This window comes from Myxococcus virescens (assembly GCF_900101905.1).
Lineage (GTDB): Bacteria > Myxococcota > Myxococcia > Myxococcales > Myxococcaceae > Myxococcus > Myxococcus virescens.
The window spans coordinates 1,420,837-1,434,161 of record NZ_FNAJ01000001.1; the positions used below are offsets into that span (position 1 = coordinate 1,420,837).

Annotated in this window: 12 protein-coding genes; 6 read left to right on the top strand and 6 right to left on the bottom strand. The window is 69.4% G+C overall.

Features of this window, described 5'->3' with window-relative positions; translation table 11 throughout:
• Positions 1–9 precede the first annotated feature (9 nt).
• A complete protein-coding gene (locus tag BLU09_RS05845; RefSeq protein WP_090486605.1) occupies positions 10–414 on the bottom strand; it encodes a hypothetical protein in 405 nt (134 codons plus the stop codon).
• A 106-nt stretch (positions 415–520) separates the two neighbouring features.
• Here BLU09_RS05845 and BLU09_RS05850 point away from each other — a divergent pair, with 106 nt between their 5' ends.
• Positions 521–949 carry a hypothetical protein gene (locus BLU09_RS05850; RefSeq protein ID WP_090486608.1) on the top strand — a complete coding sequence of 143 codons (429 nt, stop codon included), beginning with the start codon at positions 521–523 and terminating at the stop codon, positions 947–949.
• A 41-nt stretch (positions 950–990) separates the two neighbouring features.
• Here BLU09_RS05850 and BLU09_RS05855 read toward each other — a convergent pair whose 3' ends face one another.
• The 3 genes from BLU09_RS05855 to BLU09_RS05865 all read right to left on the bottom strand — a co-directional run bounded on the left by BLU09_RS05855 (position 991) and on the right by BLU09_RS05865 (position 4,435).
• Positions 991–2,388, bottom strand: coding sequence for a DUF4340 domain-containing protein (locus BLU09_RS05855; RefSeq protein ID WP_090486611.1), 1,398 nt, complete (start codon positions 2,386–2,388; stop codon positions 991–993).
• A 90-nt stretch (positions 2,389–2,478) separates the two neighbouring features.
• A complete protein-coding gene (locus tag BLU09_RS05860) occupies positions 2,479–3,405 on the bottom strand; it encodes a helix-turn-helix domain-containing protein (protein ID WP_090486613.1) in 927 nt (308 codons plus the stop codon).
• On the bottom strand, positions 3,386–4,435 hold the full coding sequence (locus BLU09_RS05865) for an NAD(P)/FAD-dependent oxidoreductase (protein WP_090486614.1): 1,050 nt from the start codon (positions 4,433–4,435) through the stop codon (positions 3,386–3,388). The genes BLU09_RS05860 and BLU09_RS05865 overlap by 20 nt, the downstream gene beginning before the upstream one ends.
• 206 nt (positions 4,436–4,641) lie before the next feature.
• Here BLU09_RS05865 and BLU09_RS05870 point away from each other — a divergent pair, with 206 nt between their 5' ends.
• Positions 4,642–5,514: a hypothetical protein gene (locus BLU09_RS05870; protein WP_090486617.1), complete on the top strand. Its 873-nt coding sequence runs from the start codon at positions 4,642–4,644 to the stop codon at positions 5,512–5,514.
• Positions 5,515–5,526: 12 nt separating this feature from the next.
• Here the strand turns inward: BLU09_RS05870 and BLU09_RS05875 are convergent, their stop codons facing one another.
• Together BLU09_RS05875 and BLU09_RS05880 are read right to left on the bottom strand one after the other, a co-directional pair.
• The gene (locus BLU09_RS05875) at positions 5,527–5,805 is read right to left on the bottom strand and encodes a hypothetical protein (RefSeq protein ID WP_090486621.1); all 279 of its coding nucleotides are present in this window, start codon (positions 5,803–5,805) and stop codon (positions 5,527–5,529) included.
• A 17-nt stretch (positions 5,806–5,822) separates the two neighbouring features.
• A complete protein-coding gene (locus BLU09_RS05880; protein WP_090486624.1) occupies positions 5,823–8,303 on the bottom strand; it encodes an efflux RND transporter permease subunit in 2,481 nt (826 codons plus the stop codon).
• 456 nt (positions 8,304–8,759) lie between these two features.
• Between BLU09_RS05880 and BLU09_RS05885 the strand changes: the two genes are divergently transcribed.
• From BLU09_RS05885 to BLU09_RS05900, 4 genes are all read left to right on the top strand, one after another.
• A complete protein-coding gene (locus BLU09_RS05885; protein ID WP_090486628.1) occupies positions 8,760–11,234 on the top strand; it encodes an efflux RND transporter permease subunit in 2,475 nt (824 codons plus the stop codon).
• A gap of 28 nt (positions 11,235–11,262) precedes the next feature.
• The gene (locus BLU09_RS05890) at positions 11,263–11,784 is read left to right on the top strand and encodes an Erp protein (RefSeq protein ID WP_090486631.1); all 522 of its coding nucleotides are present in this window, start codon (positions 11,263–11,265) and stop codon (positions 11,782–11,784) included.
• Positions 11,785–11,911: 127 nt separating this feature from the next.
• Complete coding sequence (locus BLU09_RS05895) at positions 11,912–12,613, top strand: MOSC domain-containing protein (protein WP_244171447.1); 702 nt, start codon at positions 11,912–11,914, stop codon at positions 12,611–12,613.
• A 155-nt stretch (positions 12,614–12,768) separates the two neighbouring features.
• A complete protein-coding gene (locus BLU09_RS05900) occupies positions 12,769–13,290 on the top strand; it encodes a hypothetical protein (protein ID WP_186817729.1) in 522 nt (173 codons plus the stop codon).
• Positions 13,291–13,325: the final 35 nt, after the last annotated feature.

The window sequence follows — 13,325 nt, forward strand, 5'->3', positions numbered from 1 at the left end:
GCGCCCAGCTCAGTCTCGCTTCAAGATGACGCCGTCATCGCTGATGGCATAGCTCGCGCCAGGGTCCATGACTTCCGGCTGCAGGCCACAGCGCTCCTGCTCCCTGGGCGTGAAGTGAACGAAGGTCATCTTCTCGCCCCGCTGGAGCCAGGCGTCATACGTCTCGATGCGATAGAGACACTGCGTCATGGCATCCGCGTTCTTGGGGGGCTTCGTTCCGGGAGGCAGGAAGTCCTCCATCGCGAGCTGGAGCGCCTTCAACTGAGTGCCATCCACGGTGGTCGAGGCTTCCTTTGTCCACTCCGGGAACTGGATACCGGCGGAGACCTCGGGCGGCGCAACTGGCGTCTTGGACCGCAGGTACATGCATCCACTCATGAGGCTCATGAGGATGATGAAGCCGACTGGTTTCATCTACGTATCCTCCAGTTCGACTGCTGTCGATGCCAGCTTGAGTTTCCACTCTGTGGCAGGAAATTCGAGAGCATGGGCTGGCACGTCGAATGATGAGAACCTCGTCATGAAAATGCTTCCGCTGGTCGCACTCATTGCCTGTTCCAGCCTGCTGCACGGCTGCGCCCTGTTTGGCTACTACAAGCTCCCCAAAGCCGAGCGGGCATCGCCGGAGGAGGCAGCGAAAGTGACGTTCCCTGACTCGATGGAGCAGGGAACGCACCTGGACGGTCCAGCGATGGCGGCACTCGAAGTCGCGATGAACGACTTCCTCCCTCCTGACGCCAAGGCAGAGGCTCGCACCGAGGAACTGGCACGGTGCCTGTCACAGCGAAGCACCTACGACGTGACGGTATTGAAGCAGGACGACCAGCTCTACTTCGTCAGCTTCCTGCCCAGGCTTTCCCGATGCGGAATCGAGCTCGCCGCCCCCATCATGGATGCGGGCGCGACCTATGCCATCGATGGGAACGGACGGATTCTGAGCGAACTCTGACCACTGGCTCCGCTGTGAGGCCGCACACGCTCGTGCAGATGCTACGGCCCACTGAAGAGCGCGAGGCCACGCGACAACCAGGCGCGAGCCCTGTCCTCCACGGCATACGTGAATCCGTCGCGCGAGCCTCGGGCGTAGACCTCCTGGTAGCCCGCCGGTGCGTCCGGCACTGCATTCCCAAGCCACAGCGTCTGCACGGCGCCGCCCTCCTCACTCACCTCCACGGAGGCCACGGGCGGAGACAGGCCCGCCTGCGCGTCCTGCACCGCCGCGTCGAGGAGGCGCGAGGCCTCGATCCGCTGAAGCCAGAGGAGATGCGCCTCCACCTGTGACGCGTCGAACCGGAAGGACTCCGGCGGCGACTGCGGCTCACGCAGCACCCAGCCCTGCGCTTCCTTCGCCACCACCACCGTCGTGTCACCGGCCTGGATGCGCACCTGGTTCACCTTCTCCAACGCGAACCGCAGCAGGAGCAGGTCGCGGAAGTCCACCAGCCGCTTGCGCACCTGCGATGCCGCCACCGCGGACACCTCGTACACCCGCGCATCTCCCTCCAACTGGACGAAGACGGTGTCCTGGGACTCCGACGCACGGCTCAGCCGCAACACCACCGTCTTCCCATTCTTGAGCCGCGCCTCCACCGTGTCATGCGCCTGGGTGAGCGCGGCCTTCGCCTCCGTGGCGGCCTCCCCCGCGAGCACGTCCTGCGCCTCGACCTCCAACAAGTCCCGCACGACCTGTTCGACCACGTGCGAACTGAACCGGAAGCCCTCCGGCACCTGCGTCCCCTCCGCGAGCCGCCAGCCGCCGGGCGCGCCATTCGACGTCACCGTCACCGGCGCTTCGTCCCCGACTCGAAACACCAGCTGCGTGATGTCCCCAGGCGCCCCCCGCACCAGCCGCGCGTCACGCCAGTCCATGACGCGCCGACGCCACAACCAGCCCAACAACGAGGGGTGCTCGAAGACGTCCGCGTTGGCCGCCTTGCGCACGTAGGTTCCACCGTTCGACGCCCCATCCTTCCCGAGCACCAACTCCAGCGGAGGGCGGCCCTCCTGGAGGATGCGAACCTTCAGCCCGCGCGCGTCATCCAGCCAGAACTCGTTCAGCCGGCCGGCCTCGCCGGTGACGAACTTCGCCCCAGCCACCCGGGTCAGGGACTCCAGCGCACCCTTCACCATCGCCTCGTCCGCCAGGAAGCGGCTCTCCGGCGAGCCCGGTTCCGCGACCGTCCACCCACTGCCGTCCCGCTGCAGCGTGGCGCGGCGGACGCCCGAGAGCTCCAGCCCGGAGACGCGGGCCAGGTCGAAGCCCTGCAGGTCCAACTGGCGTCCACCACCGCTGGCTTCCGGCTGCCCCGGCGGCTGCTCACCGGCGACGAACATGAACACGAGCAACAGCACGGCTGCGCCAACGACGATGACCAGCGCCTTCTTCATGGCTCTCCCTCGGCTCCGGGCCCAGAGAGAACCCTTACTTCACCCCCGCACATCTCGGCATCCCCCTCCGTGACTTTCGGAGGGGCCGGCTCATGGAGCCCCAGCCGTCGCCTTGCGCCGCCACGCGGCCGGCGTCACCCCATGGACGCGGCGGAACTGACGGATGAAGTGCGTCACGTCCGCGTAGCCCACGCGCTCCGCGATGATGTCCACGCGCTCGTCCGTGCCACGCAGCCGGCGGCGTGCCTCCGCCATCCGGCACTCCAGAATCCACTCGCCCACCGTGCGGCCCGTCTCCTGCCGCACCACGCCCGCGACGTGCGCGGAGGAGCGCCCCAGCGCCTTCGCCACCTGCGCGAGCGACAGCGGCTCCAGACAGTGCGTCTCGATGTACGTGAGCGCCTTGCGGCTCAGCCCCAGGGACGGCGGCTCGCTCGCGCCCGTCTGGACCGTCATGCGCTCCAGTTCGATGAGGACCAGCCGCAGCAGCGAGCGCGCGGCTTCCTCGCCCCCCGGCTCGTTCCGGGCCACCTCCTCCGACAGCAGGCGCATCCACCGCGCCAGCCTCCGGCGCTGCGGCAGCGTGGGCCGCAGCACGGGGTGACAGCCCTTGCGCACCCGCAGCAACGGCCCCAGGCGGTTCGCGGCCCCACCGTCCTCACCCAAGGCATCCGGATGGAAGGCCACGCCCCACCCTTCCGCGTTCGAAGCGCCGGCCCCGTGCGCATCTCCGGGCGGAATCAGGTGGACGTCTCCCGCCCGGACCACCAGGTCCCCCGCGTGCCGCATCTTCGACTCGCCTCGCGTCACCAGCATCACCACGGCGTAGGCGTGCACGGCGGTGGCGCGCCCGCCCCGAGGGTGGACCTGAAGGCGCCCCGCCCATATCGGCAGCCGCCCTTTTTCGAAGTCCAGGCGCGACGACGAATCGGGCCCCCAGGACGGCTGTCGTGGCTCGGACGGCATCGCCCCTTCGTAGCGAGCGAAGCCGCCGGGCTCAACCCTGAGCAGGTCCATGCGCGGCGCCCGCCCGTTCCAGGTTCAGGTCATGGTTCAACATGCCCGCCGCGAGCATCCCCGCGGACGCGGCCACGATGGCCGCCTGCGCCCGGGTGCCGAGGTCCCCCGCCGCGTAGATGCCCGGCACCGACGTCTCGCCCGGGCCCTTCAGCTTCACGAAGCCCTCCTCGTTCAGCTCGAGCCCCAACCGCTGCACGAGCGACGACTGCCGCTGGGGTGGACGGTCGAAGAGAGCCTCCCGGGGCACCCGGGTACCGTCCTCCAGCTCCACCGCCTCCAGCTTCTCCCCGGCCGCGATGAGGCCGCGAATACGCCGCGTCTCGAGCCGAACCCCCGCCTTCTCCAGCAGCGCACGCTTGTCGGCGGGCACCTCGAAACCGTCCATGACGAACACCACCAGGTCGCGGGTCCACCCCGTCAACATCACGGCGAAGTCGAGCGACACCTCGTTCGTGGCCAGCACGCCCCAGGCCCGGTCCTGGATTTCCCAACCATGGCAGAATGGGCACTGGAAGATGGCCTTGCCCCACAAGTCGCTGTAACCGGGCAGCTCGCGCATCACGTCCACCATCCCCGTGGCCAGCAGCACCCGGCGGGCCTCCACCACGCCGCCCCCTTCGAGCGCCACACGGAACACCGTCCCCACGCGCTCGACGTCCAGCACCCGCGCCTCGCGCAGCTCCACGTCATAGGGGCGCATCTGCTCCCAGGCGACACGCCGGAACTCCCGGGGCGGGATGCCATCCCGCGTGAGGTAGGTGTGCACCTCCTCTGCCGCCGCGTTCCGAGGCGTCCCCGCGTCGCACACCAGGACCTTCTTGCGGCCACGCCCCAACGCCAGCGCCGCGCTCACCCCCCCTGGGCCACCACCCACCACCACCACGTCCTTCACGTCCTTGCGCTCCATGTCATCCGTCCTCGTCGCGTCCATCGCGTGTCTGCAGCCCAGGGGCAGCGCGGCACCGGCCAGTCCCAGCCCGGCGAGGGCCAGGGCCTCACGGCGCGTCCACGCCGCCCGATTCGTCATGGAGAAGTGCTAACCGGCGGCCCCCGGCCCCGGGAGGGCGCGGCTTCACGCCGAATCGGCGGATTCGCGCGTTCGTTGCGGCACGCCCTCGAGCGGCGCCACGGCGGGTGGCCTGCCTGACGCCAGGGTGTGGCTGGCGGGCCGCAGTCCGAGCCTCCAGGCCCTGGTACGCGCGTTGCTATCCCAGCCCTCAACAGGAGGACGTCATGCGCTACGCCATGGTGCTGGGAGTCACGCTGGCCTCGTTCGGGGCCGCTGCCGAGGAGCGGTGGACCGCGCCGTATCAAATTGAAGCGTTCTCCGGCCGCATCGCCCGCGTCGTCCTGGGCGAGCAGGCGCCGGAGGACGTGGCCACACGGCTCCAGGTCATGACGCTCGTTGGCACGCAGGGCATGGCGGTGGCGCGCTTCCAGCGGACGGAGTCCGTGTGCACGGGCGAAGAGGACGTGGACCTGCCGCCCGTCTGCCACACCGTGGGCGTCTACACACAGGCGAAGGGGACGCCGGACATCGGTGAGTACATCGTGGCCCTGGCGGGCACCGTCACCGGCACGGTGAGCATGCCCGCGCCCAAGACGGCGCGGGAGCGTCCTGTCCCGGGGCAGTGGATCTCGGACGCGTTCGAGCGTCCCGTGGACGAAGGCGCCTCCCCCTTCACGCCCGCGGGCTTCCCCGCCCCTGGCTACCGGTGGAAGACCTCGCCCGAAGGGCATGTGACGCTGGAGTCCAACCTCGATGGCCAGAGCGACGACACACGCGTCCCGCTGGACTCGTGCACGCAGGAACGACAGGGCCCCTTCACCCGGCTGGAGTGCTTCCCGGGCGCGCCGCACATCGCGCCGGGCGACTCCCCTGGCGCATCCCTGCTCTACGTCGACCGGCGGCCACTCGTCGTCAGCTTCGCGGACTACGGCGAGGCCAGCACGGAGCTCGTCGCCTCGCTGCGCGTCGGCGGCGACACGCAGTATCTGGTCCACGTGGGACTCAAGGGGCAGGCCGTCACCGGGCTGCTCTTCCGCGAGGGGAACGCGTGGCGCCTCCTCCTGCGCCCCGCGGACTATCCCGTCATCGGGTGCTGAAGCACGCGGCGACTACCAGCGCCGCTCCGGCTCCATGGCCGCGGGCCTGCGATTATCGGTGGGCTCCAGCCCGCTCGCCGTGGAGCACCGGCACACCTCACAGCCGCGCTCGCGGTCCATGGTGCAGTTCACCCCGGTGACACACGTGAGGTTCCGAGACTCGGCACAGCGCGTCTCGCCCCTCTTCTCCTCGCGCTCCGAGCCGTGACGGCAGCCGGCCAGGGCCGCCGCTCCGACGGTCGCCAGCATCAGCCACCGCTGCCCACTGCTCCGCATCCACATCCGTGTCATCGCCCACCTCAAGGCCCTCACGCCTCCGGCGCGGGCTGCTCGGTCTGCTCTTCCGAGGACGTGCTGTGCTTGCGGCGCCAGCGCTCCACCATCAGCAGCAGCGATGGGAAGCCCAGCAGCACGATGACCATGTTGATGCCGAAGCCCAGGTTGGCCAGGTCACCAATGGAGTTGAGGCCCGGATGCTTCGCCAGGATGAGCGCGACGAAGCCGATGGCGCTCGTCAGCAGGCCGCCCATGATGGCCCGGCCTGTCTCCGCGTACACGGAGACGAAGTCCGCGCCGCGCTCGCCCAGCCGCTGCACCAGGTGCACCCCCGCGTCCACCGTGGTGCCCACCAGCACCGGCAGCACCATGATGTTGAGGTAGTTGAACTGCAGCCCCAGCAGCGACATCAGCCCCACCAGGCCGACGACGGACAGCAGCGTGGGCAACATGCAGATGAGCGCGGTGCGCAGCTTGCCCAGCGTCAGCCACATGGCCACCAGCACGCTCAGCACCGCCGCCGCGAGGATGCGCGGCCCCTCGCGCGACACCATGTCCAGGATGTCCGCCAGGATGAGCGCCTCACCCGCCGCCGACACCTGACTGCCGTCCGGCATCTGCAGGCCACGCACTTCCTTGGCGAACTTCCGCGTGCCCTCACCGTCCGACAGACTGACGCCACCGGCGTACACCAGCACCACGCCGCCCGTGCTGCCATCCAGGCTCTCGAACTGGTGCCGCACGCTGGTAGGCAGGGCCTCCTGGGTGAAGGGCTTCGCCTTCGCCATGTTCAGCGCCCGCACCAGCGTGTTGCGCGTGTCCTCGGGCAGCCGCTCCGGGTCCAGCTTCTCCAACTTCGCGGAGATGGCCTGGAGGATGGCCTGCTTCTCGTCCTGCCGCTTGGGGACCAGGTCATCCAGCGCGCCCACGAAGTCGATGGTGGACTCCTTCCCCCGCGCCGCCTTGCGCGCCTCCAACTGGCGCACCACCTCGCGCTCCATCTCCTGCGAATCGGTGAGCACCACCACCGGCGTCTGCGAGTAGCCCAGGATGTCGTTCACCTTTTGGTCCAGCACCGCTGACGCCTGCTTGTAGTCCTCCAGCGTGCGCGAGTCGTAGTTGAACGAGATGCGGTACGCCTGTGACACCAGCGCCAGCACGCCCACGCCCACCACGATGCCCACGCCCCGGTAGGAGCGCGGCAACCAGCGAGCCAGCAGGCTCAGCGGCCCGGCCGTCCCCTCTTGCTGCACCCGCGGCGACCAGCCGAAGCGCGTGGCCAGCCCCAGCAACGCGGGCAGCAGCAGCACGTAGGAGAAGATGCTCACCAGCATGCCCACCGCGGCGATGATGCCGAACTCGCGGAACGCCCTGAACTCCGACATGGCCAGGCTGAGGAAGGTGAGCGCCGCCACCAGCGCCGCGATGAGCGCGGAGAAGCCGGTGTGCCGGAAGGACTCATCCACCGCTTCCTCGGAGTTCATCCCCTCCGAGCGCAGCGTCGTGTAGCGCCCCAACAGGTGGATGCCGTGCTCCACGCCCAGGCCGCCCAGCACCGCCGCGAGGAAGCCCGTCAGGAGATTGACCTGCCCGTAGGCCAGCCCCACGAAGCCGTACGTCCAGCCCAGGCCCGCCATCACCGGCGCCATGGTGAGGCCCACCGACAACGCGCTGCGGAAGTGGAAGGCCAGGTACGCCAGCAGCAACACCATGGCCAGCGTGGACGCGCTCGCCAGGTCGCCAACGATGACGCGCTGCTGATCAATCTTCTTCTTGAAGGTGCCGGTGACGGCCGTCTTGAAGCCGGGCCCGTACTTCGACAGGTCCTGCTGCGCCAGGAAGTCCTCCACTTGGCCCACGACCTTCTTCGAGTAGTTCAGGTCCGCGGCGCTGCCCCGGGGCTTCGCCATCAGCACCACCATGCGCTCGGTGGGGTTGATGTAATAGAGGTCGCCCTGCCCGGAGAGGCGCTGGTTGGCGCGGCCGGTGTACTTCTGCTCGATGTCAGCGAAGTCCACTGACGGAGGGTCCTCCTCCACCAGCGAGACGAAGAGCGGATTGGCCTGCTGCTTCTCCCAGAGGATGCGCGCGTCGATGCGCTCCTGGATGGTCTCCAGGTCCTCGACGTCCACGTAGTAGAGCGAATGCTCGTCGAAGAAGGAGCGGGGCCGCTGGTGGGAGACGTAGCGAATCTCCGACAGCGCCCCGAGCTTCGGCGCCATGTCGTCCGCGAAGCGCTTGAGCACCTCTGGATCCGCGCCCATCCCCACCACCACCACGTTGCCCTGACCGCCGAAGCGCTTGCGCAGCTTCTCGATGTCCTGAACGCTGGGGAAGTTCTTCGGCAGCAGTCCCACGAAGTCCGCGTTGAGCGTCAGCGTCCTGGCGAAGTACGCGCCGAGCACGGTGAGCACCAGAGCCAGGAGCAGCGCCTGGAAGGGCTTCCGGTGGTTCCGCACCGCCAGGCGGCCCATGACGCCCTCGAACCGCTCCGACCAACGCTTCTCACTCATGCTTGCGACACCTGCATCTGTTGACTGGCCGAATCGCCGGACACCTTGGGCACGCGCTAACGGGAGAGTCAACGCGTTTATGCCGTGAGGCGGAAAGTAAGGCTGCGAATCACCTGCCTCATGTAACGCACCCCTTGGGCGAATGCTCGCCTGCTTGTGGCACTCGACATGCCGCCGCCCTGGAGGATGTGACGGGTTGGATGGCTCCCATCCGCGCTGTTGGATGTCCCTACCTGGTGGGCAGACAAGCGGACGTGGACGCCTGCATCACACCCCCACCGTGGTCACGTTCCCCGGCGACACGGGCTCGCGCATGCGAGCACACGAGGGAGGGGAAGCCGCTCCGCCCTCCGCGCGACCGGGAGGTCCGGGGCCGCGGGTGGTGGCCGCGAGCCGACGATGGGACCGCATCCGAACGACACGACACCCCCGGGCGAGCCGCGTTGGATGGGGCGCGTGGAGCGCGCACTGGGCGCGACGGCCGCGCACAACCACCGGCGTCCGGTGTTGGCGTTGCTGCTGGCGCTGGTGCTGGCCGCCCTGGGTGGCTTCCTCGCGCGAGGGCTGCACCTCAACGCCAACCTCGTGGACCTGCTCCCGTCCTCCTTCGAGAGCGTGCAGGACCTGCGGGAGTTGGAGCGTCGCTTCGGTGCGCTCGGCTGGGTGGCGGTGGTGGGGGAAGGCGCGGACCCCGAGTCCCTGAAGCGCTTCGCGGACGACCTGGCGCCCAAGCTGGAGGCCCTGCCCGGCATCCGCTTCGTCGAGGCGCAGCGCCCCGGCGCCTTCTTCCGCGACCGGGCCTTGTACTTCCTGTCGGAAGAGGACCTGCGGGAGGTGCACCGCCGCTTGGAGGCGCGGCTCCGGTGGGAACAGCAGCAGGCCAACCCGCTCTACGTGCCGCTGGTGGAGGAGGAGCCGCCGTCCCTGGACTTCTCCGACCTGGAGGCGAAGTACGCGGGCGGGGCCGGACAGCGGCTGTCCACCAGCCAGGGTGACTACTACCTGGATGAGGGCCAGCGTCGCATCGTGCTCCTGGCCAAGCCGGACACCACGTCCGCGGACCTGGGCTTCTCGCGCAAGGTCACCGATGAGGTGCGCGGGCTGCTCGCCGCGCAGGACCTGTCGAAGTACGGGCCCGGCTTCAAGGTAGACATCACCGGCACCTTCCAGAAGAAGCTGGACCAGCAGAAGCAGATTGCGCGCGACATCGGCGTGGCCTCGGCGGTGGCCACCGCGCTGATGCTGCTCTACCTCCTCTTCCACTTCCGCAGCGCGCTGGCGGTGGGGCTGGTGCTGACGCCCGTGGGCGCGGGCCTGGCGTGGACGTACGGCCTGGTGGCGCTCGTCTTCGGCGAGGTCAATCTCCTGACGGGCTTCCTGGGCGCCATCCTCGGAGGACTGGGCCTGGAGCACGGCATCCACCTGCTGGGGCGCTACCTGCACCTGCGCGGCGAAGGCCACACGTCCGAGTCCTCCACGCGCGCGTCCTTCACGCACACTGGCGGCGCGGCGCTCGTCTCCGCGCTGGTGGCGGCCGTCACGTTCTTCGTGCTGGGCACCTCGCGCTTCCGTGCGTTCCGTGAGTTCGGCGTCATCGCGGGCGTGGGCATGGTGGTGCTCATCGCCGCCTATGTGCTGGTGCTGCCCGCGCTGCTGGGGCTGGCCTCGCGTTGGGGATGGACCCCCCGGCGCTCCTCCGTCACCACCGCGCGCTCCCCCACGGGCCAGCTGCTGATGCGGCGCCGCCACGTCATCACCGCCGTGTCCGCCGTGCTGCTGCTGGGACTGCTGAGCCAGACGGGGCGCGTGCGCTTCGACTTCGACTTTGGCTCGCTGGAGGACCAGGACCTGCCGTCCTTCACGCTGGACCGCGAGGTCAACCGGCTCATTGGCTATTCGCAGACGCCGGTGGTGGTGCTCACCCAATCGCCCGAGGAGGAACAGGCGATGGTGGAGCGGCTCCACGCGCGGCAACGCGAGCGGGGCAAGGACTCCACCATCGACTTCGTGACCTCGCTATCCTCGCTGGTGCCCGAGGACCAGCCGCGCAAGCAGCGCGTCCTCCAGGACATCTCGCGGCTGCTGGAGCGCGTCCCGGAGGGCCGGCTGGATGCACGGCAACGGGAGCAGGTGGCGTCGCTGCGCAGGCAGGCGGCCTCCCCCCCCTTCACCCGTGACGACCTGCCGCCGAGCGTCCAGCAACAGTTCCTGGGCCGGCAGGGCACGTCGGGGGGATTCGTCATGGTCTACCCGTCCGTGAACCAGTCGGACGGGATGGCGGTCCGCGCGCTGGCGCGGGAGGTTCGCGGCGTGGGGACACCGGAAGGCACGCGCGTCTCCGCGGCCGGCGAATCCATGGTGATGGCGGACATCCTCGACATGGTGACGCACGAGGCACCACGCATCCTCGGCGGCACCACGCTGGCGGTATTGCTGGCCATGTGGCTGACGCTGGGCGGCCTGCGCATCGCCCTGCTGTGCATGGCGCCCACCGTGGTGTCACTGGTGGCGCTGCTGGGGCTGATGCCGCTGCTGGGGCTGGAGTTCAACTACCTCAACATCCTCGTCATCCCGATTCTCATCGGAACGACGGTGGACGCGGGGGTGCACCTGCTGACGCGATTGTCGTCACCGGGCCATGACTTCGTGTCGGTGTATTCGGAGACGGGGAAGGCCATCTGCGGCGGCTTGCTGACCAGCGCGATGGGCTTCGGTGCACTCTTCCTCGCTGACCACCCGGGCCTCAACTCCATTGGCGCACTTGCCAATCTGGGCTTCGCCACCAACCTCCTCATCATGCTGGTGGCCTTCCCGGCCCTGCTGCTGGTGCTGTCGGAGCGCAGGCTGAAGCGCCATTCCGCCCGAAAGGAATCGCAGAAACGGGAGCCGCCGCGCCATTCGGGGCGCGGCGAGCCCACGCACGCAAGCTGACACACACACCCACGACGGAGGGAGCAGCATGGCGAAGCAGATGAAGCGGGGTTGGATGTGGGCCGGAGCACTGGCGGGTACCCTGGCGTTGGGAACCGCGTGTAGCGCGACGGAGGCTCCGGTGCAGGTGGCGCAGGTGGACCCGTCCACCGGACAGACGGTGACGCCAGGCACCGCGCCGAGCAACACCACGCCGGGCACGGGCTCCGGCACGACGCCGCAGACGGGCTCGACGAACACGAACCCCAACACCCTGCCCCCGGCGACGAACCCCAACACCCTGCCCCCGGGAACGTCCACGACGACGCCGGGCACGGGCGGCTCCGGCGCTACGGGCACCACGCCCTACAACACGGGCGCGGAGGGCGCCACGTCCACCGTTCCGGGCACCACGCCCTACAACACGGACGCGGGCACGGGCGGCTCGGGGGCGCTGCCCACGCCAGGCATCGGCACCACGCCCGGACTCGACACTCCGACGGGCACCGGGACGTCCAACACCGTCCCCGCGCCCTCCGGCGTCATGAACGACGGCGGCACCGGCTTCTAGCCCTCGCGGCATCACCCTGAAGCAGCGCCCCATCCGGCACCGCGGGACTCGCGGCGCCGCGGATGGGGCGTTGCCATCCTGGACAGGCGCGTCCGCGCCTGCTTTGTCCGCGGGCATGGAGACCCTCGTGACGCGCTTGTTGTCGCTGCGAGTGGGCATGCCCCGGGAGCTGGGCGTGGCCGGCGCCGCCTCGCCGCTGGAGCGGCCCTGGACCAGCGCCATCTTCAAGGAGCCGGTGACGGGCCCGGTGTGGCTGTCACGCACGGGGCTCGCCGGAGATGGCCAGGCGGACCGCAAGGTCCACGGAGGCCCGGAGAAGGCGGTCTTCGCCTATCCCGTCACGCACTACGACTTCTGGCGGGAACGCCTGGCGCGCGCCGACGTGGGCCCCGGCGCCTTCGGCGAGAACTGGGTGCTCTCCCATGTCACGGAAGCAGACGTCTGCATCGGAGACGTGCTGCGCGTGGGCGGCGCACGCGTGCAGGTATCCCAACCTCGCCAGCCCTGCTGGAAGCCCGCGCGCCGCTGGGGACAGCGCGACCTGTCGCTGCTGCTCCAGCAGACCGGCCGCACCGGCTGGTACTACCGCGTGCTGGAGGAAGGGCCCGTCCAGGAAGGCGACGCGGTGGCCTTGCTCGAGCGCCCCTTTCCCACCTTCACCATCGCCTTCGCCAACCACGCCATGCACGGCCACGCGCCGGAGGACGCCGCGCTGCTGGCGGAGTGTCCCTTGCTGACGCCGAACTGGCGTGACTCGCTCCGAAGACGCGCGCAGGGCAACCGGGGAGACGACCGCCCGCGACTGGTGGGCCCCAACAGCGCCGACTGAAAGACATTGCCCGCACGGCAAGCCGTCCCCGCGTCTCATTTCCGCCGCCGCCTGAAGAGCAGGCGGCCATGGGAGGGGCCTCTAGCAGACCGCCCATCGGCTGCTCACGTTCCCGGCCAGCAGCAGTCAGACACAAACCGACCGGAGAACGAACCATGACGAAGCGCCTCAAGACGAAGGCCGTCCTTGCCTCTCTCGCCGCCGGTGCCCTCGCGTTTGGCACCGCCTGTAAGTCCGACTCGAGCGCGACCCGAGAAACGACAGACACCACTGACACCAGCGGCATGGGCACGATGAGTGACCCGAACACCGGCACGAGTACGGACACCACGACACCACCTGGCACGGGCGGCACGGGCATGGATGACCCGGCCCTGTCGCCCGATTCGGAGACCGTGGACCCGAACAGCGTGGACCCCAACGCGAACCCGACGCTGAACCCAGGCACCGGCGGCACCGGCACGGAGGTGGACCCGAACCTCGACCCGGACATGAGCAGCGAGCCGGGCACGGGCGGCGCGGGTGACGTGGAGCCGCTCGACAACACGGACACCGATGAGATGGATGCCAATGACGACTCCACGCTGGAGCCGGGCACCGGCGGCAGCGGCATGACGGACCCGGACACCCGGATGACGCCGCCCACGCCGCTCCCGGAGACGGGCTCGACGCGCTAAGCCGGCCCTCACTTCACGGAAACCAGACGATGCCC